The 23419-nt window shown below is 61.0% G+C and carries 21 protein-coding genes and 1 riboswitch; of the genes, 8 read left to right on the top strand and 13 right to left on the bottom strand.

Annotated elements, in window-relative coordinates:
- Window positions 1-9: 9 nt before the first annotated feature.
- The 6 genes from fba to tkt all read right to left on the bottom strand — a co-directional run bounded on the left by fba (window position 10) and on the right by tkt (window position 6355).
- Window positions 10-1074, bottom strand: a complete 1065-nt coding sequence (gene fba / locus M2400_RS00810; RefSeq protein ID WP_003177554.1) for a class II fructose-bisphosphate aldolase — start codon at window positions 1072-1074, stop codon at window positions 10-12.
- A 174-nt stretch (window positions 1075-1248) separates the two neighbouring features.
- Entirely contained in the window at window positions 1249-1584 is a 336-nt protein-coding gene (locus M2400_RS00815) for an MliC family protein (RefSeq protein WP_177120049.1), read from the bottom strand.
- A gap of 60 nt (window positions 1585-1644) precedes the next feature.
- On the bottom strand, window positions 1645-1872 hold the full coding sequence (locus tag M2400_RS00820; RefSeq protein ID WP_177131931.1) for a hypothetical protein: 228 nt from the start codon (window positions 1870-1872) through the stop codon (window positions 1645-1647).
- 29 nt (window positions 1873-1901) lie between these two features.
- On the bottom strand, window positions 1902-3065 hold the full coding sequence (locus tag M2400_RS00825; protein ID WP_102605030.1) for a phosphoglycerate kinase: 1164 nt from the start codon (window positions 3063-3065) through the stop codon (window positions 1902-1904).
- 27 nt (window positions 3066-3092) lie between these two features.
- A complete protein-coding gene (gene epd, locus M2400_RS00830) occupies window positions 3093-4148 on the bottom strand; it encodes an erythrose-4-phosphate dehydrogenase (RefSeq protein ID WP_177043150.1) in 1056 nt (351 codons plus the stop codon).
- Between the two features lie 209 nt (window positions 4149-4357).
- The gene (tkt, locus tag M2400_RS00835) at window positions 4358-6355 is read right to left on the bottom strand and encodes a transketolase (protein ID WP_177043149.1); all 1998 of its coding nucleotides are present in this window, start codon (window positions 6353-6355) and stop codon (window positions 4358-4360) included.
- Between the two features lie 247 nt (window positions 6356-6602).
- Between tkt and M2400_RS00840 the strand changes: the two genes are divergently transcribed.
- The 5 genes from M2400_RS00840 (at window position 6603) to M2400_RS00860 (ending at window position 11630) form a co-directional block, all read left to right on the top strand.
- The gene (locus tag M2400_RS00840) at window positions 6603-7598 is read left to right on the top strand and encodes a metalloregulator ArsR/SmtB family transcription factor (RefSeq protein WP_177112517.1); all 996 of its coding nucleotides are present in this window, start codon (window positions 6603-6605) and stop codon (window positions 7596-7598) included.
- Window positions 7599-7617: 19 nt separating this feature from the next.
- On the top strand, window positions 7618-8808 hold the full coding sequence (gene metK / locus M2400_RS00845; protein WP_003216863.1) for a methionine adenosyltransferase: 1191 nt from the start codon (window positions 7618-7620) through the stop codon (window positions 8806-8808).
- 220 nt (window positions 8809-9028) lie between these two features.
- Window positions 9029-9370 carry a DUF1090 family protein gene (locus M2400_RS00850; protein ID WP_177043147.1) on the top strand — a complete coding sequence of 114 codons (342 nt, stop codon included), beginning with the start codon at window positions 9029-9031 and terminating at the stop codon, window positions 9368-9370.
- 110 nt (window positions 9371-9480) lie between these two features.
- Entirely contained in the window at window positions 9481-11154 is a 1674-nt protein-coding gene (gene ligB, locus M2400_RS00855) for an NAD-dependent DNA ligase LigB (RefSeq protein ID WP_259195606.1), read from the top strand.
- Between the two features lie 80 nt (window positions 11155-11234).
- Window positions 11235-11630 carry a DUF1090 domain-containing protein gene (locus M2400_RS00860; protein WP_177043146.1) on the top strand — a complete coding sequence of 132 codons (396 nt, stop codon included), beginning with the start codon at window positions 11235-11237 and terminating at the stop codon, window positions 11628-11630.
- A 6-nt stretch (window positions 11631-11636) separates the two neighbouring features.
- Here M2400_RS00860 and M2400_RS00865 read toward each other — a convergent pair whose 3' ends face one another.
- Window positions 11637-12086 (bottom strand): cytochrome c, encoded by a 450-nt coding sequence (locus tag M2400_RS00865; RefSeq protein ID WP_177043145.1) that lies wholly within the window; start codon window positions 12084-12086, stop codon window positions 11637-11639.
- A gap of 128 nt (window positions 12087-12214) precedes the next feature.
- Here M2400_RS00865 and M2400_RS00870 point away from each other — a divergent pair, with 128 nt between their 5' ends.
- Window positions 12215-13387 (top strand): murein transglycosylase A, encoded by a 1173-nt coding sequence (locus M2400_RS00870; RefSeq protein ID WP_177043144.1) that lies wholly within the window; start codon window positions 12215-12217, stop codon window positions 13385-13387.
- A 122-nt stretch (window positions 13388-13509) separates the two neighbouring features.
- Here M2400_RS00870 and M2400_RS00875 read toward each other — a convergent pair whose 3' ends face one another.
- Both M2400_RS00875 and M2400_RS00880 read right to left on the bottom strand, forming a co-directional pair.
- Complete coding sequence (locus tag M2400_RS00875; protein WP_177043143.1) at window positions 13510-13896, bottom strand: MAPEG family protein; 387 nt, start codon at window positions 13894-13896, stop codon at window positions 13510-13512.
- A gap of 31 nt (window positions 13897-13927) precedes the next feature.
- Window positions 13928-14761, bottom strand: coding sequence for an EamA family transporter (locus tag M2400_RS00880; RefSeq protein WP_177043142.1), 834 nt, complete (start codon window positions 14759-14761; stop codon window positions 13928-13930).
- Window positions 14762-15015: 254 nt separating this feature from the next.
- On the opposite strand from M2400_RS00880, the gene M2400_RS00885 reads away from it, so the two are divergent.
- Window positions 15016-16272 (top strand): sodium:proton antiporter, encoded by a 1257-nt coding sequence (locus M2400_RS00885; protein ID WP_259195603.1) that lies wholly within the window; start codon window positions 15016-15018, stop codon window positions 16270-16272.
- A gap of 9 nt (window positions 16273-16281) precedes the next feature.
- On the opposite strand, the gene M2400_RS00890 is transcribed toward M2400_RS00885, so the two are convergent.
- From M2400_RS00890 to M2400_RS00905, 4 genes are all read right to left on the bottom strand, one after another.
- Window positions 16282-18144: a DUF3857 domain-containing transglutaminase family protein gene (locus M2400_RS00890; RefSeq protein WP_259195602.1), complete on the bottom strand. Its 1863-nt coding sequence runs from the start codon at window positions 18142-18144 to the stop codon at window positions 16282-16284.
- Window positions 18145-18209: 65 nt separating this feature from the next.
- On the bottom strand, window positions 18210-19094 hold the full coding sequence (locus M2400_RS00895) for a formate/nitrite transporter family protein (RefSeq protein ID WP_177043139.1): 885 nt from the start codon (window positions 19092-19094) through the stop codon (window positions 18210-18212).
- A 63-nt stretch (window positions 19095-19157) separates the two neighbouring features.
- On the bottom strand, window positions 19158-21125 hold the full coding sequence (locus tag M2400_RS00900; RefSeq protein ID WP_259195596.1) for a patatin-like phospholipase family protein: 1968 nt from the start codon (window positions 21123-21125) through the stop codon (window positions 19158-19160).
- Between the two features lie 98 nt (window positions 21126-21223).
- Window positions 21224-21628, bottom strand: a complete 405-nt coding sequence (locus tag M2400_RS00905; RefSeq protein WP_034128915.1) for an acyl-CoA thioesterase — start codon at window positions 21626-21628, stop codon at window positions 21224-21226.
- Window positions 21629-21826: 198 nt separating this feature from the next.
- Window positions 21827-21932: riboswitch (S-adenosyl-L-homocysteine riboswitch) on the top strand.
- A gap of 21 nt (window positions 21933-21953) precedes the next feature.
- Between M2400_RS00905 and ahcY the strand changes: the two genes are divergently transcribed.
- Window positions 21954-23363 (top strand): adenosylhomocysteinase, encoded by a 1410-nt coding sequence (ahcY, locus tag M2400_RS00910; protein WP_003216850.1) that lies wholly within the window; start codon window positions 21954-21956, stop codon window positions 23361-23363.
- Window positions 23364-23419 lie beyond the last annotated feature (56 nt).

Raw genomic sequence — 23419 nt, forward strand, 5'->3', positions numbered from 1 at the left:
GCGTAGGGCTTAGTTGACCTTGGCGTTCAACTCACCTTTCAGGTAACGCTGGTACATCGCTTCCAACGAGATCGGCTTGATCTTCGAAGCGTTGCCCGCCGTACCGAAGGCTTCGTAACGCGCGATGCACACGTCACGCATGGCAGTCACGGTAGCGCCGAAGAATTTACGTGGGTCAAATTCGCTCGGGTTGGTGGCCATCAGGCGACGCATCGCACCGGTGGATGCCAGACGCAGGTCGGTGTCGATGTTGACCTTGCGCACGCCGTACTTGATGCCTTCAACGATTTCTTCAACCGGCACGCCGTAGGTTTCTTTGATGTCGCCGCCGTACTGGTTGATGATCGCCAGCCACTCTTGCGGTACCGAGGAAGAACCGTGCATCACCAGGTGGGTGTTGGGGATGCGCTTGTGGATTTCCTTGATGCGGTCGATCGCCAGCACGTCGCCGGTAGGTGGCTTGGTGAACTTGTAGGCGCCGTGGCTGGTGCCGATGGCGATGGCCAGGGCATCAACCTGGGTCTTCTTCACGAAGTCGGCGGCTTCTTCCGGGTCGGTCAGCATCTGGCTGTGATCCAGCACGCCTTCGGCGCCGATACCGTCTTCTTCACCGGCCATGCCGGTTTCCAGGGAACCCAGGCAGCCCAGCTCGCCTTCAACCGAAACGCCGCAGGCGTGAGCCATGGCCACGGTTTGTTGGGTAACACGTACGTTGTATTCGTAGTCGGTCGGGGTCTTGCCGTCTTCACCCAGGGAGCCGTCCATCATCACCGAGCTGAAGCCCAGCTGGATGGAGCGCTGGCACACGTCAGGGCTGGTGCCGTGGTCCTGGTGCATGCACACCGGGATGTGCGGGAATTCTTCGATCGCGGCGAGGATCAGGTGACGCAGGAACGGAGCACCGGCGTATTTGCGCGCACCGGCCGAAGCCTGGACGATCACTGGAGAGTCAGTCTTGTCAGCGGCTTCCATGATGGCGCGCATCTGCTCAAGGTTGTTGACGTTGAAGGCTGGAACGCCATAGCCGAATTCGGCTGCGTGGTCCAACATCTGGCGCATGCTGATAAGTGCCATTGTGAGTCTCTCTCCCGGTCGAGGGTCGTTAATCGTGCAAGCCTGCCGTAGCGGCGGCTGCTATTCAAGTTATTGAAGGTCAGGCTTTCAAAGCCTGGCCTGCTGAATCGTTATTGCTGTCAGGCGACTGACGCTATCGCCGGCAAGCCGGCTCCTACAGGTGATCGCGGCGTGTTATTGAGCTTTACAGCCGCGCCCGATCAAATCATCGGTGGCAACCCAGTAAACCAGGCCTTCCTCACCTTTTGTGTGAAACGCCAACTGGCCGTCGCTGTACAGCACGCCCGAGGCCGCCACTTCCTGCTTGAGGCGGTAAACCTGGTCCGAACCACCCAGGCGTACATCCACCTGCGTGCGGGCCTGGTCGGCAAAGCGCCAGTTGACTTGCGCCTGGCTGTCACACGTCCAGGTGGTCCACTTGTCCGCTGGCTCGGCCTGCTTGTCGAACATGTTCAGGTTGGTGCATCCGGCCAATAAAGCCAGTGCTGCCAGGGCGAAAACGCCTTTCATTGCCAATCCTCAAGCGGCGACCTGGGGCCACCGCTGCTGTCGGTTATTGAATCAGACCCGTCAAGGGCAACCCTGTTCCTGACCTTTGGGCGGGGAATCGTATTTCTCCAACCCGTCGGGCCCGATGCGCTTGTTGATCACCGGCATGGTTTCGGCTTGCCAGTCAGCCTGGTAGCAACTCTTTTGCCGCGCCGCCCCGGCCTTTTCAGACTCCGGCGGCGTTTTCGGCGTGCTGCCGCAGCCGGCCAACAGGCCTGCTGCGATCACCAGTGCCAACGACTTGATCATCGGAATGCTCCTTTTCCTCAGCAAGTGCCTTAGCCCTTGGCCCGGCTTTCCAGCACTTCTACGGCCGGCAGTACCTTGCCTTCGACGAATTCGAGGAACGCACCACCACCGGTAGAAATGTAGGAGATCTGGTCAGCAACGCCATATTTATCGATGGCCGCCAGGGTGTCGCCACCACCGGCAATCGAGAAGGCCGAGCTTTCAGCGATGGCGTGGGCCAGCACTTTGGTGCCGTTGCCGAACTGGTCGAACTCGAACACGCCCACCGGACCGTTCCACAGGATGGTCTGGGACGATTTCAGCAGTTCAGCGAAGTTCGCTGCAGTTTGCGGGCCGATATCCAGGATCATGTCGTCGGCGGCCACATCAGCGATCAGCTTGACGGTGGCTTCGGCGCTTTCCGCAAATTCCTTGGCCACTACCACGTCCACCGGCAGCGGTACGCTGACCTTGGCGGCGATGGCGCGGGCGGTGTCCAGCAGGTCCGGCTCGTACAGCGATTTGCCCACCGGATGGCCGGCAGCGGCCAGGAAGGTGTTGGCAATGCCGCCGCCGACGATCAGTTGGTTGCAGATCTGGCTCAGGCTGTTGAGTACGTCGAGCTTGGTGGACACCTTGGAGCCGGCAACGATGGCGGCCATCGGTTGGGCCGGAGCGCCCAGGGCCTTGCCCAGTGCGTCCAGTTCAGCAGCCAGCAACGGGCCAGCTGCGGCGACTTTGGCGAACTTGGCCACGCCGTGGGTCGAACCCTCGGCACGGTGAGCGGTGCCGAAGGCGTCCATCACGAACACGTCGCACAGGGCAGCGTATTGCTGGGCCAGTTCGTCGCTGTTCTTTTTCTCGCCCTTGTTGAAGCGCACGTTTTCGAACAACACGATGTCGCCAGCCTTCACGTCCACGCCGTTCAGGTAGTCGGCGACCAGCGGCACGTCGCGGCCCAGGGCCTTGCTCAGGTACTCGGCCACAGGCTTGAGGCTGTTTTCTGCCGAGAACTCACCTTCGGTCGGGCGACCCAGGTGGGAGCAGACCATCACAGCCGCGCCTTTTTCCAGGGCCAGCTTGATGGTCGGCAGCGAGGCCAGGATTCGCGCATCGCTGGTGACGACACCGTCCTTGACTGGGACGTTGAGGTCTTCGCGGATCAGTACGCGCTTACCTTGCAGATCGAGGTCGGTCATCTTCAACACGGTCATGGGTGGCAATTCCTGAGAGTCTTTGAATTAGAGAGCGGATTTTGGGGAAGCGGTTTGCAGGTAGTGATCAGCCACGTCCAGCATACGGTTGGCAAAACCCCATTCGTTGTCGAACCACGCCAGGATGTTCACCAGCCGTGGGCCGGAAACACGGGTCTGACTGGCATCGACGATGGCCGAATGCGGGTCGTGGTTGAAATCACAGCTGGCGTGCGGCAACTCGGTGTAGGCCAACAGGCCTTTGAGCGGGCCGCTGGTGGCGGCGTCGCGCAGGATCCGGTTGACCTCGCCGGCGTCGGTGTCGCTGACGGTTTGCATGGTGATATCCAGGCACGACACATTTACCGTCGGTACCCGTACGGCTTTGGCCTGGATTCGCCCGGCAAGTTCCGGCAACAGTCGCTCGATACCGCGGGCAAGCCCGGTAGACACCGGAATCACGGACTGAAACGCCGAACGGGTACGGCGCAGGTCTTCGTGGTGATAGGCATCGATCACCGGCTGATCGTTCATCGCCGAGTGAATGGTGGTGATCGACACATATTCCAGGCCGATCGCCTGGTCCAGCAGGCGCAACAGCGGCACGCCGCAGTTGGTGGTGCAGGAGGCGTTGGACACCAGCAATTCGGCGCCGGTCAGGCAGTCCTGGTTCACGCCGTAGACGATGGTGGCGTCGACATCCGCCTCGCTGGCCATCGGCTGGGAGAACAATACCCGTGGCGCGCCGGCGTCGAGAAAACGCTGGCCATCGGCACGGGTGTGATAGGCACCGGAGCATTCCAGCACCAGGTCGACGTCCAGCGCCGCCCAGTCAATGCCTTCGGGGGTGGCACTGCGCAATACCTTCACGCAGTTGCCATTAATATGCAGACAGTCGTCCTCGACCCGCACTTCGCCGGGGAACCGGCCGTGGGTGGAGTCAAAGCGTGTCAGGTATTCGATGCTGGCCATGTCGGCCAGATCGTTGATCGCAACAATTTCAAACCCGGCCGCCGCCCCTCGCTCGAACAGAGCACGCAAGACGCAACGACCAATCCGGCCGTAGCCGTTGAGTGCAACTTTGTAAGGACGCGGTTGAGGCATGGGGTTCTCGCATTGTGGGCGACACAAACCATTGTAGGAGCTGGCTGGTGTGGCGAGGGAGCTTGCTCCCGCTGGAGTGCGAAGCACTCCCAGACCGGCTGACGAGGTGTATCTGACACATCTCGATCGCACGGCTTGGGGCCGCTTCGCAGCCCAGCGGGAGCAAGCTCCCTCGCCACAACAAGCTCGCTCCTACAAGGGGACGCGCTTTAGTCTTCCAGCAGCTCTTCAGCCTGACCCAGGATGTTTTCCAGGGTGAAACCGAACTCTTCGAACAACGCTGGCGCCGGCGCCGACTCACCGTAGGTGGTCATGCCGATCACGCGGCCTTCCAGGCCCACGTACTTGTACCAGTAGTCGGCGTGAGCCGCTTCGATGGCGATACGCGCGCTGACCTGCAACGGCAGCACCGATTGCTTGTAGTCGGCGTCCTGGGCTTCGAAGACGCTGGTGCACGGCATGGAAACCACACGCACGTTGCGACCGGCGGCGGTCAGCTTGTCGTACGCCTGAACCGCCAGGCCCACTTCGGAACCGGTGGAGATCAGGATCAGCTCCGGCTCGCCGATGCAGTCTTTGAGCACGTAGCCACCACGGCTGATGCCTTCGATCTGCGCCGCGTCGCGGGTTTGATGCTGCAGGTTCTGACGGGAGAAGATCAGCGCCGAAGGGCCGTCCTTACGCTCGATAGCGTGCTTCCAGGCCACAGCCGATTCGACCGCGTCCGATGGGCGCCAAGTGTCGAGGTTCGGCGTGGTGCGCAGGCTGGTCAATTGCTCGACCGGCTGGTGCGTCGGGCCGTCTTCGCCCAGGCCGATGGAGTCGTGGGTGTAGACGAAGATCACACGCTTCTTCATCAACGACGCCATGCGTACCGCGTTGCGCGCGTATTCCATGAACATCAGGAAGGTCGCGCCGTAAGGCACCAGGCCGCCGTGCAAGGCAACACCGTTCATGATGGCGCTCATGCCGAACTCGCGTACGCCGTAGTACATGTAGTTGCCGCTGGCGTCTTCCGCCGAAACACCTTTGCAACCTTTCCACAGGGTCAGGTTGGAACCGGCCAGGTCGGCCGAACCGCCGAGGAACTCAGGCAGCAGCGGGCCGAACGCGTTCAGGGTGTTCTGGCTGGCTTTACGGCTGGCGATGGTTTCGCCCTTGGCTGCCACTTCGGCAATGTAGGCCGCGGCTTTTTCCGAGAAGTCGGCAGGCAGGTCACCGGCCAGGCGACGTACCAGCTCGTTGGCCAATTCAGGGAATTCGGCGGAGTAGGCAGCAAAACGCTGGTCCCACTCGGCTTCGGCAGCCAGGCCGGCTTCCTTGGCGTCCCACTCGGCGTAGATGTCAGCCGGGATTTCGAACGGGCCGTGGTTCCATTTCAGCGCAGCACGGGTCAGGGCGATTTCCGCGTCACCCAGTGGGGCGCCGTGGCAGTCTTCTTTACCTTGCTTGTTCGGCGAACCGAAGCCGATGGTGGTCTTGCAGCAGATCAGGGTCGGCTGCTCGCTCTTGCGGGCGGTTTCGATGGCGGTCTTGATCTCTTCAGGATCGTGGCCGTCGACGTTGCGGATCACCTGCCAGTTGTAGGCTTCGAAACGCTTTGGCGTGTCGTCGGTGAACCAGCCTTCGACTTCGCCGTCGATGGAGATGCCGTTGTCATCGTAGAAGGCAATCAGCTTGCCCAGGCCCAGGGTACCGGCCAGGGAAGCGACTTCGTGGGAAATGCCTTCCATCATGCAGCCATCACCCAGGAACACGTAGGTGTGGTGGTCGACAACGTTGTGGTTCGGGCGGTTGAACTGCGCGCCCAGGACTTTTTCAGCCAGGGCAAAACCCACGGCGTTGGCCAAACCCTGGCCCAGTGGACCGGTGGTGGTCTCCACGCCCGGGGTGTAGCCGTATTCCGGGTGGCCCGGGGTGCGGCTGTGGATCTGGCGGAAGTTTTTCAGGTCGTCGATGGTGACGTCGTAGCCGGTCAGGTGCAGCAACGAGTAGATCAGCATCGAGCCGTGGCCGTTGGACAGCACGAAGCGGTCACGGTCGGCGAACGACGGGTTGCTCGGGTTGTGTTTCAAGTAGTCACGCCAAAGTACCTCGGCGATATCCGCCATGCCCATCGGGGCACCGGGATGGCCGCTGTTGGCTTTTTGCACGGCATCCATGCTGAGGGCACGAATGGCGTTGGCACGCTCACGACGGCTGGGCATCGCTGATCTCCTGGAGTTGAATAAAAGAAACGGAAAAAAGGATCGGCATTTTCCCTCAGCCACGGCCCTCGGGGCAATGACAGATAGTCACTTGAGGGTGTTTTTCCTGTGGATTGGCTGGAGAAACCGTTCAGCACTTCGTCTATGGGTTATAGCGGCTGCTTATAACCACCGATTATCGACCAATATCAAAACTTTTTGATATTGGCCTTGCGAGGTTTTCCCACCGTCTCTAGACTGCTGGCCTATGAACTCAAGCGCACCTTCCATTCGCCCCGATGACAGCGACGAGCTGGCAGCCCTGTGCAAGGCCGGCGGCGATCCGTTGCGCCTGAATGTGCTGCGTGCGCTGACCAACGATTCGTTCGGGGTGCTGGAGCTGGCGCAAATCTTCGCCATCGGCCAGTCCGGCATGAGCCACCACTTGAAGGTGCTGGCCCAGGCTGACCTGGTGGCCACCCGCCGCGAAGGCAATGCGATTTTTTACCGTCGCGCCCTGCCCCACACCGAACAGTTGGGCGGCAAGCTCCACGCCGCGCTGCTGGAAGAAATCGACAGCCTGGCCCTGCCGGCTGACGTGCAGTCGCGTATCAGCCAGGTGCACGGCCAACGCGCAGCAGCCAGCCAGGATTTTTTCTCACGGGTAGCAGAGAAGTTTCGCGCCCAGCAGGACCTGATCGCCGGGTTGGCGCAGTACCGCGAAAGCGTGCTGGCACTTTTGGACAAGCTGAGCTTCAGTGATGAGGCCACGGCAGTTGAAGTGGGCCCCGGCGACGGCGGTTTCCTGCCGGAGCTGGCGCGGCGCTTTCATCAGGTCACGGCGCTGGACAACAGCCCGGCGATGCTGGAGCTGGCCCGCCAGTTGTGTGAGCGCGAGGCGCTGGGCAATGTCCGCCTGCAGTTGGCGGACGCCCTGAATGACACCAGCCTGCGGGCCGACTGCGTGGTGCTGAACATGGTCCTGCACCATTTCGCCGCCCCGGCAGAAGCCCTCAAGCAGATGGCGAATTTGCTGCAACCAGGCGGCAGCCTGCTGATTACGGATTTATGCAGCCACAACCAGAGTTGGGCCAGGGAGGCCTGCGGTGATCTCTGGCTGGGTTTTGAACAGGACGATTTGGCCCGCTGGGCCACCGCTGCGGGACTCGTTCCCGGGGAAAGCCTCTATGTAGGTTTACGTAATGGTTTCCAGATTCAGGTCCGCCATTTTCAGCGGCCGGCTGGCGACACTCACCATCGGTAAATATCAGGAAAACATCGAGATGAGCGAATACTCCCTTTTCACCTCCGAGTCCGTGTCTGAAGGGCATCCGGACAAAATCGCCGACCAGATATCTGACGCGGTGCTGGACGCTATCATCGCTGAAGACAAGTTCGCCCGAGTGGCGTGCGAGACTCTGGTGAAAACGGGCGTGGCGATCATCGCCGGTGAAGTCACTACTTCTGCCTGGGTCGACCTGGAGCAGATCGTTCGTGATGTGATCATCGATATCGGCTACAACAGCTCCGACGTCGGCTTCGACGGCGCGACCTGCGGCGTGATGAACATCATCGGCAAGCAGTCCCCGGACATCAACCAGGGTGTCGACCGCGCCAAACCTGAAGATCAGGGTGCCGGCGACCAGGGCCTGATGTTCGGCTACGCCAGCAACGAAACCGACGTGCTGATGCCAGCACCGATCACCTTCTCCCACCAGTTGGTGAAGCGCCAGGCCGAAGCCCGTAAATCGGGTGCGTTGCCATGGCTGCGCCCGGATGCCAAGTCCCAGGTGACCTGCCGTTATGAAGGCGGCAAAGTCGTCGCAATCGACGCTGTCGTACTGTCGACCCAACACAACCCGGACGTTTCCTACGCCGACCTGCGTGAAGGCGTCATGGAACTGATCGTCAAGCACGTGCTGCCGGCCGAACTGCTGACCAAAGACACCCAGTTCCACATCAACCCGACTGGCCAGTTCATCATCGGCGGCCCGGTGGGTGACTGCGGCCTGACCGGTCGCAAGATCATCGTCGACAGCTACGGCGGCATGGCCCGTCACGGCGGTGGCGCGTTCTCCGGCAAGGACCCATCCAAGGTTGACCGTTCCGCTGCCTACGCCGGTCGTTACGTGGCCAAGAACATCGTGGCAGCCGGCCTGGCCGAGCGTTGCGAGATCCAGGTGTCCTACGCCATCGGTGTGGCCCAGCCTACGTCGATCTCGCTGAACACCTTCGGCACCGGCAAGATCAGCGACGACAAGATCGTCAAGCTGGTGCGTGAGATCTTCGACCTGCGCCCTTACGCGATCACCACCATGCTCGACCTGCTGCACCCGATGTACCAGGAAACCGCGGCCTACGGCCACTTCGGTCGCACCCCTGAACAGAAGACCGTCGGCAACGACACCTTCACCACGTTCACCTGGGAAAAGACCGACCGCGCCAACGACCTGCGCACTGCCGCCGGCCTGTAAGCATTACGGTGTACACAAAGCCCCGCCGGGTTATCCCGGCGGGGCTTTTTATTGCCGGATGATTTGCGGGCGATGTTCACGTTTTTTGGATCCAATGCTTGCAGGCCAAATAATGGCCCTCTAGAATCCGCGCCCTCCCGGGCCTTCACCTCTTACTGGATATTGCACTGCGCCTGCCCGGGAGCCATAAGCGCGCAGGCAATCGAACATTGAGGTTTTCATGCGCATTTCCACACTCGCCCCTGCCGCCCTTCTGCTCAGCCTGTTCGCCCTGCCGGCGCACGCCGACCTGAGCGCACTCAGCGGCCTGACTTCGCAACTGGGTGTGTCTGCCGGCGACTGCGAAAAACAGGGCAAAGACCTGCAAGCCAAGGTCGACGCTGCCAAAGCCAATGGCGAAGACATGAAAGTGAAGGCCATGCAGGCTGCCCTGGATCAAGTCAACAAAGGTTGCAAAAAAGTCGGCGAGTCCCAGGACAAGCTCGATGCCGGCCAGCAAAAGCAGCAGGCCAAGGCTGACAGCAACGACAAAGTGAAAGCCCTGGGCGGTCTGTTCAAGTAAGCAGAAACATCGGGTAAAAAGCCTCGCGACTGCGGGGCTTTTTTATGCCCGCAGGGATGGCATAGGCTGGGCGCCCTTTCAGAGCAAGGATGCTCATGATGATGTCGCCTATGCGCCTACTGCTTGTCTTTTTACTCAGTTTCTCGCCACTGATTGCGTGGGCACGGGAGTGCCCCGACTGGGACACCGATCACGCGCAAGCCCAGATCGCCACCCTGTCGCAACAGGTTCGCCATTGGGATGACAGCTACCACCGGCTCGGCCAGTCATTGATCAGCGATGAGCTCTATGACCAGGCCCGCCAGCGCCTTGCCCAATGGCGCAGCTGCTTTGCCCCCTCCGTCGCAGTCACGGACAACCCGCTGGGCAGCGCACGAGGCACGATCCCCCACCCGACGCCACACACCGGCCTGGAAAAACTGCTGGACGATAACGCCGTCCAGGCCTGGCTGAGCACTCGCCAGGATGTGTGGGTGCAGCCCAAGGTCGATGGCGTCGCCGTGACCCTGGTTTACCGCAAGGGCCGACTGAGCCGGGTCATCAGTCGCGGCGATGGCCAGTTGGGGCAGGACTGGTCAGCCTCCGCCCGCCGGATTCCCGGAATCGTCCAGCAGTTGTCCGAGCCCGTTGACGTGCTGTTGCAAGGCGAACTCTATTGGCGGCTGAGGGACCATGTGCAGGCGGACGAAGGGGGCCTCGGCGCCCGCAGCAAAGTGGCCGGGCTGATGAACCGTCGGCAGTTGAGCGAGGCGCAGGCGGCCAATATCGGTCTGTTTGTGTGGGCCTGGCCCAAAGGTCCCGGAGATTTTTCCGAGACGCTGAGCCAGCTTGCGCGATGGGGGTTCACCGATAGCGGGCGCTACAGCCAGCCGATCAAGAACATCACCGATGCGGCGCACTGGCGCAGCTATTGGTACAGCCACCCACTGCCCTTCGCCAGTGACGGGGTGGTGTTGCACCAGAGCCAACGGCCGCCGGCGGAACGCTGGCGGGTCAGCGCGCCCTATTGGGCGGTCGCCTGGAAGTACCCGACGGTCAAGGCACTGGCCCATGTAAGCAAGGTGCACTTCAAGATCGGCCGCACCGGGCGCATCACTTCCATCCTGGAGCTGGAGCCGGTACTGCTCGATGACCGGAAAATCAGCCGGGTCAGTGTGGGGTCCCTGAAACGCTGGCAGGAACTGGATATTCGCCCTGGCGACCAGGTGTCCATCAGCCTCGCCGGGCAAGTCATCCCGCGCCTGGACCACGTCATCCTGCGCAGCCATTCACGGGCCGAATTGCAGGTCCCGCAGGCCAAGGACTTCCACCCGTTGAGTTGCTGGCAACTGGCCCCCGGCTGCGAAGAACAGTTGCTGGCGCGCCTGACCTGGCTGAGCGGCGCCCAGGGCCTGGCGCTGCCGCATATCGGCCGCGAAACCTGGAACAGCTTGATCCAGGCCGGTCTAATCGGTGGCTTGCTCGATTGGTTAACCCTGGATGAGGCAGAGCTTGCTAACATTGATGGCTTCGGCGAACGCAGCAGTGCGCGTTTGCTCGACAGCTTGCGCAGCGCCCGGCAGCGACCGTTCGCACAATGGCTGAAGGCCCTGGGAGTACCGCCCACGGCCCGCAACAATCTGCAAGGCGGCTGGCAAACCCTGGCCGCCAAAGACACTCAAGCCTGGCTGGCCGAAGACGGCATTGGCCCGGGCCGCGCGGCGCAACTGAGCGCTTTTTTTCGCGACCCGCAGGTGCAGGCCTTGAGTGAAACATTACGGGCCGCCGGGATAGAAGGTTTTTGACCTCCGCCCAGCGGCATACCCGGTGACGGCAGAATTCATCCTGCCCACCTGATTGCGACCTTGTTTCCCATGGAGCGTTTATGAAGTTTCTTGCACCTTTTGCCCTGCTGACCGTTGCTGCCTTCATGGCCACGCCACTGCTGGCCGCCGAGGAAGCCCCGCCACTCACCGGCTGCGCCGCCAAGCGCCAGGCCATCAGTACCCAGATCGAACAAGCCAAGGCCCACGGCAACAGCGAGCAACAAGCCGGCCTGGAAAAAGCCTTGAGTGAAGTCACCGCCAACTGCACCGACGCCTCCTTGAAGAAGGAGCGCGAAAACAAGGTGCTCGACGCCAAGCACGAAGTCAGCCGCCGTCAGGCCGACCTCGACAAGGCCATGAAAAAGGGTGATTCCGACAAGATCAACAAGCGCAAGGACAAGCTGGCCCAGTCACGCAAGGACTTGCAGGAAGCCCTGGACGAACTGGACAAGTAAGACGCCTCAGTGATCGCGGAACTGTTTATGGCACGCGGTGCAGGCATCTTCGACTTTCTGCACGGCCGGGCCAAGGTTGCTGGCCTTGTAAGGCTGGACCTGGCTGGCGATCACCAATTCACCGGTGGCCGCTTCAAGGGTTCGGGCCATTTCCTGGAAACGTGCCTGTTTCTGCCACACCTCGTCCTTGGCGCTGGTGTGGTCTTCTTCGCGCACGCTCGGGAAATGTTTCCACGGTTCATGGGACAACGCATCGAGCTTGACCGCGCCTTCGGCAAATTTGGCGCCATCGAACGGAATGCGCCCACGCAGCATGCCGCCCAGGTCTTCGCCGGTCTTGAGCATCTGCTTGAAAATCGCCTTGCGCTGGCCAAGGGGCGAGTTCGGGTCAACCCCGCCGCAGGCGGACAATGTCAGGCAGGCCAGCAATACAACGGTCAGTCTTTTAAAAGTCATGATGGCTCAAGGTCACGGGAAACGGCGGCCAGTATCCTCGCCCGGCCCGCAAAGACCAATACCCCTATTAATAATAAGGGTTGCTCAAACGCCGACCGGCGCGGGCAATCGCTTCAGGAACTATGTGTATGAATACCCGCTTTAAACCCTGGAGTCGCCGCCTGGCGTGGGCTCTGCCAATGATCGCGTTGCTCGCCGGTTGCGACACCGGCAAGGACGAGAAAGCCAAGCCTCATGCCATTGCGACCTACGTCGGCGCTACCTGGGAAAACCTGCCGGCCGTGTCGGACAGCGACCTGCAAGCCGGCTTCGAGTCCTGGCGCAGCGCCTGCCAACGGCTCAAGGCTGACCCGGTGTGGGGCACGACCTGCGCGGCATCTGCCAGCGTGCCATCAACCGCCGTGGCGATTCGTGACTTCCTCAAGGCCAACCTCGACGTCTACGGCTTGCGCTCGGCCGACAATAGCCCCAACGGCCTGATCACCGGCTACTACGAGCCGGTTTACCCCGGCAGCCTCACCGAAACGCCCACCGCCCATGTACCGGTGTTCGGCGTGCCGGACGACCTGATCATCGTCAACCTGGACAGCATCTACCCGGAACTCAAGGGCAAGCGCCTGCGCGGTCGCCTGGAAGGCCGGGTACTCAAGCCCTATGACGATGCCAGCACCATCAACCAGCAAGGTTCCACCGCCAAGCCGATCGCCTGGCTGACCAACCCGATGGACCTGCAATTCCTGCAGATCCAGGGTTCGGGCCGCATTCAGCTGGCCGACGGCCGCCAATTGCGGGTCGGTTACGGTGATCAGAACGGTTACCCGTACCGCCCTATCGGCCGCTGGCTGGTGGAGCAAGGCGAGTTGAAAAAAGAAGACGTGACCATGGGCGCCATCAGCGCCTGGGCCAAGGCTCATCCGCAGCGCATTCCCGAATTGCTGGCGAGCAACCCCAGCTACGTATTCTTCAGCGCACGCCCCGACAGCAACGAAGGCCCCCGTGGCTCGCTGAACGTACCGCTGACGGCGGGTTACAGCGTGGCAGTGGACCGCAAGGTGATTCCGCTGGGCAGCCTGTTGTGGTTGTCGACGACGCGACCGGATGGTGCGCCGATTGCCCGCCCGGTGGCCGCGCAGGATACCGGCGGTGCAATTACCGGCGAAGTGCGGGCCGACCTGTTTTGGGGAACCGGTGATGCCGCAGGCGAGTTGGCGGGCAACATGAAGCAGCAGGGGCAGATCTGGATGCTGTGGCCCAAAGGCGCGGCGCTGCCGAAAGTGCCGGATGCGCCGACAGGGAGCTGAATAACACCACTGAACTCTGTGGGAGCTGGCTTGCCTGCGATAGCATCACCTCGGTGTAACTGACACATCGAGTTGACTGCATCGCGGGCAAGCCCGCTCCCACACTTGAACAGCGTCAGGCTTTAGATCGAGACGAAGAAGAAACTCGCAATCAACGCCATCCCCACCGCCCATACCACTGACCGCAGGATCGCCCAGTCCGCCAGGTAGCAGATGATGTAGAGCAGACGGCTGGTGATAAACAGCACCGCCAGCACGTTGATCGTCACCAGCGATGCAGCGCCTGCCAAATGGGCAATGATCACCGCCGCCGCAAAGGCCGGCGTTACTTCAAAACTGTTGAGTTGCGCACTGTGGGCGCGCTTGGCGAACCCTTCAAGGGTGTCCAGGAACGCTCGCGGGTCATGGTTCTGCCGGGGCCCGAACTTGCCGCCGCTGAACTTGGCCACGCCGGTGCACAGGTACGGCAGGAAGATTGCGATCAACACACACCAGAAAGCGACTGTCATAACTCATTCCTTTTTTAGTTTTATCCGACGGTTAGAGTTTCATCACGAACATGCCGATCAGCACCAACCCACAGGCTATGAGCCGCGGGCGGCCGAAAGGTTCTTTCAGGTAACGCATGCCGAACAGCACCACCAGGATCACGCTGACTTCCCGCAGCGCGGCAGCCTCGGCAATCGAGCCCAATTGCATGGCCCAAAGCACCAGAGCGTAGCTCAACAACACGCACAACCCGACGCTCAGCCCCAGCCGCCACTGTGTGCGCCAGAACAGCACGAATGCTGCCCGTTTGCGCACCACCGCCAGCAACGGAAACGGCCAGGCGCTGATCAGCGTCAGCCACACCAGGTAATCCAGCGGGTGTGACCAACGGCGCAATGCCTGGCCATCGAGGAAGGTGTAGCAGCCGATGCACAGCCCGATCAATGCCACCACCGGCAGCATCGACCACGGCAACCGGTCACCGCCGCCACCCTGCCACAACAGGCACAGCATGCCGAACGGAATCAGCAGAATGCCGAGGATCTGCTGGGTGCTGAGCACCTCACCGGCAAACACCAGCGTCAGCACCAGCACCACCAGGGGCGACAGCCCGCGCATCAGCGGGTACACCAATCCCAGGTCGCCCACCCGATAGGCCTGGATCAGCAGGTAGCGATAGAGCAGTTCAAACAGTGCCGAGGCGATGATCCATGGCCAGATTTCCAGCGGCGGCAACGACACGAAACCTACCGCCAGCAAGACAAACAGCAACGCCACGGTGTCCATGCAGGCGATCACCAACAGGCGCTCGCCGCTGAATTTGATCAAGGTGTTCCACGTCGCATGCAGCAGCGCCGCTACCAGTACCAGAGCTGTTGCAATCACTCGTGACTCCCCAGTCAGAAACAGCAGAATTGATGCGCCATATGTCAGCACCTGTTTATACTAAAGCCAACCACGCCGCACTCAGTTGCGCAAAGACCTCTACCCATAATTTTTTGCTGCTGCCCGATCCTCATCGACCCGAGCGTGGGCATACGTATGCCTCACGGCACTTTTCTCCATCTGCTTGCAACGTCGCCGCCTCACTGCGGTCCACCTATCCAACTCACTACTCACTCCCCATCCAAGGACCCCGGATGCTTGAACTTGTCGCTGCGTTTATTTGCCTGACCACCCTGCTCACTTATGTGAACTACCGCTTCATCGGCCTGCCGCCCACCATCGGCGTGATGGTAACGGCGCTGATGTTTTCCCTGCTGCTGCAAGGCTTGAGCTTTATCGGTTACCCCGGCCTTGAAGAGCGCATCCAGCAGTTGATCGGCCAGATCGACTTCGGCGACTTGCTGATGAACTGGATGCTCTCGTTCCTGCTGTTCGCCGGCGCCTTGCACGTCAACCTGAGCGACCTGCGCAGCTACCGCTGGCCCATCGGCCTGCTCGCCACCTTCGGCGTATTGATCGCCACCGTGGTGATCGGCAGCCTGGCCTACTACATCTTTGCCTTGTTCGGCTGGCACGTGAGCTTCCTGTACTGCCTGCTGTTCGGCGCGCTGATTTCCCCCACCGACCCGATTGCCGTGCTCGGCGTGCTGCGGACCGCCAACGCATCCAAACCGCTGAAAACCACGATCGTCGGCGAGTCGCTGTTCAACGACGGCACGGCGGTGGTGGTGTTCACCGTTTTGCTGGGCATCGCGCAGTTGGGCGAGACGCCCACGGTCGGCGCCACGGCCATGCTGTTTGCCCATGAGGCGATGGGTGGCGTGGTGTTCGGCGGGCTGATCGGCTACATCGTGTACTTGATGATCAAGAGCATCGAGCAGTATCAGATCGAAGTGATGCTGACCCTCGCCCTGGTGATCGGCGGCTCGGCCATGGCCACCGAACTGCACGTCTCGGCGCCGATTGCGATGGTGGTCGCGGGGCTGATCATCGGCAACCTGGGCCGCAAGCTGGCGATGAACGACATGACCCGGCGCTACCTGGACGGTTTCTGGGAACTGCTCGATGACATGCTCAACGCGCTGCTGTTCGCACTGATCGGCATGGAGCTTTTGCTGTTGCCATTCAACTGGCTGCACGTGCTGGCGGCCAGTTTGCTGGCCGTGGCAATCCTGTTGTCACGCCTGCTGACAGTGGCCCCGGCGATCCTGCTGTTGCGACGCTGGCGCACGGTGCCTCGCGGCACCATCCGCATCCTGACGTGGGGCGGCTTGCGCGGCGGGGTTTCAGTGGCACTGGCCCTGGCCCTGCCGCTGGGCCCGGAGCGTGACTTGCTGCTGAGCATCACCTACATCGTGGTGCTGTCGTCGATCCTGTTGCAGGGCTTGAGCATCGGCAAGCTGGTCAAGCATGTGACCAAGGATGAGCCTGCTCCCGAGGCTCACCACTGAAGCTGACGGTCAAAGCGTCTGCACGATGATCTGGCTCTTCAGGTCATTGGCCATGGCCCGGATCACCGGTTTCATCTGCGCGAAGAGTTCGGCGCTGCACACCGCTTGCGGGTGGGCAAACCTGGCCGTGCGTGAAATCAGCACGGTGTTGCCCTCCCGGGAATAGGTGGCGCTGTACTCGAAGCCGGCGCCCTTGAGCGACACCGCCTTGGGCACCGCCAGAATATTGAGGGTCTTGGGAAACTCGAACCGGGCCGTCTCACGGGTCTCTCCGGAAATGCAGGTGAAGGCCTGCGTGCGGTCTTTTTCCACAGCAAAGCCAAACACCTCCTGGGCAATCCCTCCGCCCAGGCTGCTCAATGCTGGCACCCCGATCGGGCCTGGCACATTCACCAGGTTGTCCGTACGCCCCACCATCATGGCATTGAAGCTTGGGGCGTCGCTGTCGAGGGCGTCGGTTTGCAGGGTGCCGCTGCCCGCCTGGCCATAACCGTGCAGAATTTTCTGGATCATCAAATCACGGTCCGCCGGCTTCATCGATTTGATCCAGGCACGGGCAAACTCCGCGCGCCACCCTTCCAGACGCTTGGCCAGGGTAAAGTCTGCCGCACCGCTGTCATCCACCTTGAACACCAGCTCATTGGATTCCTTGCCAGACTGGGTCGCTGGCGTATGGCCCATCTCGCCGGTACGGGTCAACAACACCGGCTTGTCCAGATCGGGGTTGGGCAGGTAACCGGCGGCCGTGCCGGTCGCGGTCGAATCCAGGAACAGGTCCAGGCTGGGGATATAGGTGATTGCGTGGTTGATCGGGCTCAACGCCGCGACCTTGGGCAAGGTGTACGCACTGCCGTAGCTGATCAGCGCCGGGGTGCTTTCAATGGCGACGGCCTTGAGCAACGCTTCAAGCAGGGCCACATGGTCCTTGCAGTCACCGTAGCGGTTTTCCAGCACCGACTGCGCAGCGTGGGGAACCACTCCGCCCGCATTGATGTACACCGCCACATACCGGATGTTCCGGCGTACCCAGTCACTCAACACCAACGCCTTGGCCCGGGGTGTTGGCAGGTTGGCCGTGAGTTGGTTCGCCAATGCGGTGATGGCCGGGGTCACTTCGACGGTAGCCCGGGCATCGTAGGCCTTGGCCAACGCCCGGTAACTCGGGAAGGTCGAGACCGCCAGGTGCTGGCCGTAATCCATGTAGGCCACGGCGCCTTGCTCGGGTCGGGTTTTTTCCGCCGGCACGTAGTCCCAGCGATACACCTTGCGCCCGGGCGCGGCCGCCGGCGTGGAAGCGTTGAATCCTTTGGCGTCGACGTACAGTGGTTTATCCGCCGGCAAATCGTAGGTGAGGTTGAACTGCTCCATCGGATAAAGGCTTGGCGATGCGGAGTCAATAAATTCGCCGGGGAACAGTGCGGTCTTGCGCACGAGCCGGTAACGCAGGGTCAGGCGATCACCCACCGCCACCTCGGGGAAGATCACCACCTTGATCCGGGAGTCCTGGAACATGGGTGAATCGGCGGAAGCCCGTTCCTGCTGTTCCTTGATCTGCTCTGCACTCACCGCCACCTTGCGTCCGTCAGGCTTTTGGGTGAACGCCTCGACAATCTCCAGCGTATCCAGAGAACGGTTGTAACTCACCGGCTGCTGCGCCCGGGACCGTATGCCACGTTCTTCGTTGATGCGCATCACGGACTCGTAGTCCTGCACATAGCTGCCGTCGGCGTTGATTACAAATGACTGAGCCATTTTCTCGACGGTCACGGAGGGGTCTGCACCATCCTCCCTGGCCTGCGCAGAACCCAACACACCTGATACCAGCACCAGCCCCAATAGCCTGCGCCATGGGAAAAGAGGGGAAGCCCGCATAAAGATCCTTCTTGATGAATGAAAAGCCGCGCCGCGACTTTGCCATTCATTTATGACGAATCGGCTTACGGCTCCTTGCTGATCTTCTGAGGGTGACGCGGGTCGGCAACCTTGCCCGGCAGGCTGCTTTCGCTGCGAATCTGCGCATGGCTGATCAGCGCAAAGATGAAGCTGCCGCCGATGATATTGCCCGCCAGCGTCGGTCCGGCAAAGATCAGCCAGAAGTCTTTCCACGGCAACTCGCCGGCAAACACCAGGTACGACACTTCCGCCGAGCCCACCACGATGTGGGTGAAATCCCCGAGCGCCATCAGGTAGGTGATCAGGATGATGATCCAGAGCTTGGCGCTTTCCATGGACGGGATCATCCAGACCATGGTGGCAATCATCCAGCCGGACACGATGCCCTTGGCGAACATCTGCCCGGGGTCGTTTTCCATGACCTTGCGCCCGATTTCCAGGAAGGCCAGGTCGGTCTTGGTGTCGAAGATCGGCAGGTGCAGCATCACATAGGCCACCAGCAGGGTGCCGCACAGGTTGCCCACCAGCACCACTGTCCACAGCCGCAACAGGCGCCCGGCATTGCCCAGGGAGGGCTTGCTCATCACCGGCAACACCGCCGTCAGGGTGTTTTCGGTGAACAGTTGCTGGCGCGCGAGAATCACCGCAAGAAAGCCTGCGCAGTAGCCAAAACTGGCAATCACCTTGAACCCTTCGCCATCCGGCAGCCGCGAGTTGAGCAAACCCATGCCCATCAAAGACAGCCCCATGGTCAGGCCGGCGGCCAGCGCCGACCACCACAGTGCCGCCACGGTACGCTCCAGTTCCTGGTCGCCTTGGGTGCGGATGATTTCGTGCAGAACCGCCGCGCGAGGCGGCTGGTTCTTGTCGACGTCGTGCTGCTCTTCCTGCGACAGGTTGGGGGTCTTGCCGTCTTTTTCAGTGGCCATGGCGTTCCTGAATCCGTTGTGTGCTTTTAGCTACGACACGCGGCGTTCAGGACTGTTCAGCCACTAAACCGCCAGGCGCCATGCCTTGGCCATTTCCACTGTCGTGGAGCGCCCCGGCTGCGACCAGGGTTTATTACGTGCCACGTAGTTTTCAACGATGTCATCGAGCGCCTGGTTGACCTGGGCCGGCGTCGTTGCCCGGCCCAGGTTGTGTTCAACCCGACGCAGCAGGGCGACATTCGAATCCGGCTGGCCCGGGCGAAACAACGAGGGATAGAGAACCTCCCGAGTGAAGTTGTCGGCGATCACCGCGATATTGCGCTTTTTCATTTCGCTGATGGCACTGGCCAGGACCCTTGAGGCGTTCTGATGCGGCGCTTGCAGCAGCTGCTGAAAATTGGGCTTGTCCGCATCATTGAGGCGAACTCCCAGCCACTCGACGTATTCCAGGCGGCTGGCCAGGGCGTCCAGGTTACGCAACGCCGACGCCAATTCAGGCGTCATTTGCAGCCGATCGCCGGTATTGGCCGACGCGACAGCCTTATCAAGCATGGCAAGCCCCTGCCGGGCTTCGTTTCGAAAACGCAGTACGTCACTGGACGCTTCGTCCTGCTCAAGTGCGTCCTTTACGCTGGCAAGCATGGAATCGCTCATGGCCAACACAGCACCTTCAATCGAGCCGAATAAATACTGCTCCCGCACTTCAGAGCGTTTTTCCATATGGGCATTCACCGCAGCCCTTGCGAGTTCCTGCAGGTGATTCTTGACCTCCAGCGGCATGGTGAAATTGATCGTGCCGTTGAGAAATCCGCTGAAGTCACCCATCCCGGTCTTCAATGGCATAACGACCGTCTGATCCTTCATGACATTGAGTTTCGAGGCCATCAGCTCATGATTGGCCGCGTTCGGGACCCCGAGAAACCCGTCCTTGAAACCGTCAAGGCGACTGCCGCGCACCGCCGCGGGCTCATCACCGTCGAACTTCAAGATCAGTTGTTCAGTATCGGCGAGTGCACTGGCGGGAAACGTGCGCTGGAAAAAGTCAGTGGCGGGAGTGTTGAGCAGCAGGCCGCCATCCTGAAAGAAGGTTTTCTCGCCGTTTTCCTGAAACCCATGCCCTTGCTCCTGCGGCGCCTTGAACACCACCGGCAGCGCCCCCGAAATATGCGCGGCGCGCGCGATGTCCATGTCCGGCGTGAGACTGGCATTGAACACCACCAATTGCGGTCGGCCATCGAACAAGCCGGTACCCGTGATATTGAGCTCTTTGATTGCCGGGATATGCCGGCTCAACACCTGCAAATCACCGAACGTCGTCGCGCCGCCCGCACTTAATTTGTCCGCAATCGCCAGGATTTGTGGTGTGCGCTGGTCCCTGGGCAAATCGGCAATGTGCGCCAGCACCGTCTTTCGCGACTCGTCGCGCACCAATGCCTCCAGGGGTTCGGCCTTGGAGCCAAGGCGTGGCAACACGTTAAACAAAACCTCTGCCAGGCTGCTGACCTTGCCCGCCACCTTCCCGACACTCGAGCTCGCATCCTGCAGCCAAGCGGGAATGGCGTGTTTGCTGTTCAGCAGCTTGGGCAATTCGAGACGGTCCGACAGCGTGTCGAAGTCCTTGGCCCCCATCCCACTGGCCAGAAGGGCTGCCGAAATACCGCCGGCAGATGAGCCTGAAATAGTGCGGATATCCTTCAAGGCGTTTTTATCTTCAAGCGCCCGGACCACCCCCGGATAGGCAATGCCCTTGGCACCGCCGCCACTGAGGACCAGTTGAGTGATCGGCGGTGGGGACAGCGTCACTTGCACAACACCATTCTGGTAGCGACTCAACGCCAGCTTGCGTTCGCCTGCCCCCTCTACCAGGGAGGTTTGCGTACCTTGCGGTTGAATGGTCGGGTGATCACGCCTTTGGACTACAGGTGCCAAGGCCGTGTCGGCCGCCGCTGCCAGACCACTGCCGACGATGTCTCGGGCAGCGCCTGGCGACGTTGGAGGGAATAAAGATTGAGCAGGGTTTAACAATTCCATATGTCGACTCTCTCTACAGGGTGTAGTCCTGTGTGACGAGAGAGCCTGGAACGATCCATCCGGAAGCGTCTTGCAAAACAAGTCACGCCCGCACGACGTTATTCGCTGAGGCCGTCTTCCTGAAACTGATCCTTCACATATTTGATCTCGGTGCGGCCATGGGGCGCCGGCAAGCCGTCTTCACCCAGGTTGACGAAGACCATTTTTTCCACGGTCAGGATGCTCTTGCGGGTGATCTTGTTGCGCACCTCGCAGGTCAGGGTGATGGAGGTGCGGCCGAACTCGGTGGCGGTGATGCCCAGTTCGATGATGTCGCCCTGGCGCGAGGCGCTGACGAAGTTGATTTCGGAGATGTACTTGGTCACCACCCGCTGGTTGCCCAACTGGACAATCGCGTAGATGGCCGCTTCTTCGTCGATCCAGCGCAGCAGGCTGCCACCGAACAGAGTGCCGTTGGGGTTGAGGTCTTCGGGTTTTACCCATTTGCGGGTGTGGAAGTTCATGTTCACTCCAAAGCGTGTTGCGAAATGATGGGCAACATCATGGCAGAGGCCGGGCCCAAGCTCTATGAGCCATTGCCTATCAGCCCCATGAGCGATCTTCATGCCGCCGACAGAAAGGCTTTAGAAGTCAGGCGCAGGCGGCTATAATCGCCTCCGCTTCAAAACGGTCATCTTCGATTGATACCGTTCTCCCGCCACCTGTCCGAGGGGCGCTGCAGCAGGCTCGACCTGTCAGGCTCGGATGGGGCGTTGTCCGGCCTGGTTAGCCAGCTGGATACTAAACGCACAACGGCGCCCATTCGCACACTACGAATGGAGGCTCTTCATGAGCGCTGTAATCACGCCTGCAGGTTTTACCGACTACAAAGTCGCCGACATGTCCCTCGCTGCCTGGGGCCGTCGCGAAACCTTTATCGCCGAATCCGAAATGCCAGCCCTGATGGGCCTGCGTCGCAAGTACGCCGCTGAGCAGCCGCTCAAGGGCGCGAAGATTCTCGGCTGCATCCACATGACCATCCAGACTGCCGTGCTGATCGAAACCCTGGTTGCCCTGGGTGCCGAAGTACGCTGGTCGTCCTGCAACATTTTCTCGACTCAAGACCAGGCCGCTGCCGCTATCGCCGCTGCCGGCATCGCCGTGTTCGCCTGGAAAGGCGAGACCGAAGAAGAGTACGAGTGGTGCCTGGAGCAAACCATCCTCAAGGATGGCAAGCCATGGGATGCCAACATGATCCTCGACGACGGCGGCGACCTGACCGAGCTGCTGCACAAGAAGTACCCGCAGATCCTCGACCGCGTCCACGGCGTGACCGAAGAAACCACCACCGGCGTACACCGCCTGCTGGACATGCTGGCCAAGGGCGAGCTGAAAATCCCGGCCATCAACGTCAACGACTCGGTGACCAAGAGCAAGAACGACAACAAGTACGGCTGCCGTCATAGCCTGAACGATGCGATCAAGCGCGGCACCGACCACCTGTTGTCCGGCAAGCAAGCCCTGGTGATCGGCTACGGTGACGTGGGCAAGGGTTCGTCCCAGTCCCTGCGCCAGGAAGGCATGATCGTTAAAGTGTCCGAAGTTGACCCGATCTGCGCCATGCAAGCCTGCATGGACGGTTTCGAAGTGGTTTCGCCGTTCATCAACGGCCAGAACGACGGCACCGAAGCGAGCATCGACAAGGCCCTGCTGGGCAAGATCGACCTGATCGTGACCACCACCGGTAACGTCAACGTGTGCGATTCGAACATGCTCAAGGCCCTGAAAAAGCGCGCCGTGGTGTGCAACATCGGTCACTTCGACAACGAAATCGACACCGCTTTCATGCGCAAGAACTGGGCATGGGAAGAAGTGAAGCCACAGGTACACAAGGTTCACCGTACCGGCGCTGGTGATTTCGACCCGCAGAACGATGACTACCTGATCCTGCTGGCCGAAGGCCGTCTGGTCAACCTGGGCAACGCCACCGGCCACCCAAGCCGCATCATGGATGGCTCGTTCGCCAACCAGGTACTGGCCCAGATCTTCCTGTTCGGCCAGAAATACGCCGACCTGTCGCCAGCCCAGAAAGCCGAGCGCCTGACCGTGGAAGTACTGCCGAAGAAACTCGACGAAGAAGTGGCCCTGGAAATGGTCCGCGGCTTCGGCGGCGTGGTGACTCAACTGACCAAGACCCAGGCCGACTACATCGGCGTGACGGTTGAAGGTCCGTTCAAGCCGCACGCTTACCGCTACTAAGTCCTACTGTAGGCACCGGCTTTAAGTGGGAGCTGGCTTGCCTGCGATAGCATCAC

This window comes from Pseudomonas sp. BIGb0558 (assembly GCF_024807515.1).
Lineage (GTDB): Bacteria > Pseudomonadota > Gammaproteobacteria > Pseudomonadales > Pseudomonadaceae > Aquipseudomonas > Aquipseudomonas yamanorum_A.

Coding starts and splice junctions, on each gene's coding strand:
- fba (WP_003177554.1), bottom strand. CDS start 1,074: ATGGCACTTATCAGCATGCGCCAGATGTTGGACCACGCAGCCGAATTC.
- M2400_RS00815 (WP_177120049.1), bottom strand. CDS start 1,584: ATGAAAGGCGTTTTCGCCCTGGCAGCACTGGCTTTATTGGCCGGATGC.
- M2400_RS00820 (WP_177131931.1), bottom strand. CDS start 1,872: ATGATCAAGTCGTTGGCACTGGTGATCGCAGCAGGCCTGTTGGCCGGC.
- M2400_RS00825 (WP_102605030.1), bottom strand. CDS start 3,065: ATGACCGTGTTGAAGATGACCGACCTCGATCTGCAAGGTAAGCGCGTA.
- epd (WP_177043150.1), bottom strand. CDS start 4,148: ATGCCTCAACCGCGTCCTTACAAAGTTGCACTCAACGGCTACGGCCGG.
- tkt (WP_177043149.1), bottom strand. CDS start 6,355: ATGCCCAGCCGTCGTGAGCGTGCCAACGCCATTCGTGCCCTCAGCATG.
- M2400_RS00840 (WP_177112517.1), top strand. CDS start 6,603: ATGAACTCAAGCGCACCTTCCATTCGCCCCGATGACAGCGACGAGCTG.
- metK (WP_003216863.1), top strand. CDS start 7,618: ATGAGCGAATACTCCCTTTTCACCTCCGAGTCCGTGTCTGAAGGGCAT.
- M2400_RS00850 (WP_177043147.1), top strand. CDS start 9,029: ATGCGCATTTCCACACTCGCCCCTGCCGCCCTTCTGCTCAGCCTGTTC.
- ligB (WP_259195606.1), top strand. CDS start 9,481: ATGCGCCTACTGCTTGTCTTTTTACTCAGTTTCTCGCCACTGATTGCG.
- M2400_RS00860 (WP_177043146.1), top strand. CDS start 11,235: ATGAAGTTTCTTGCACCTTTTGCCCTGCTGACCGTTGCTGCCTTCATG.
- M2400_RS00865 (WP_177043145.1), bottom strand. CDS start 12,086: ATGACTTTTAAAAGACTGACCGTTGTATTGCTGGCCTGCCTGACATTG.
- M2400_RS00870 (WP_177043144.1), top strand. CDS start 12,215: ATGAATACCCGCTTTAAACCCTGGAGTCGCCGCCTGGCGTGGGCTCTG.
- M2400_RS00875 (WP_177043143.1), bottom strand. CDS start 13,896: ATGACAGTCGCTTTCTGGTGTGTGTTGATCGCAATCTTCCTGCCGTAC.
- M2400_RS00885 (WP_259195603.1), top strand. CDS start 15,016: ATGCTTGAACTTGTCGCTGCGTTTATTTGCCTGACCACCCTGCTCACT.
- M2400_RS00890 (WP_259195602.1), bottom strand. CDS start 18,144: ATGCGGGCTTCCCCTCTTTTCCCATGGCGCAGGCTATTGGGGCTGGTG.
- M2400_RS00895 (WP_177043139.1), bottom strand. CDS start 19,094: ATGGCCACTGAAAAAGACGGCAAGACCCCCAACCTGTCGCAGGAAGAG.
- M2400_RS00900 (WP_259195596.1), bottom strand. CDS start 21,125: ATGGAATTGTTAAACCCTGCTCAATCTTTATTCCCTCCAACGTCGCCA.
- M2400_RS00905 (WP_034128915.1), bottom strand. CDS start 21,628: ATGAACTTCCACACCCGCAAATGGGTAAAACCCGAAGACCTCAACCCC.
- ahcY (WP_003216850.1), top strand. CDS start 21,954: ATGAGCGCTGTAATCACGCCTGCAGGTTTTACCGACTACAAAGTCGCC.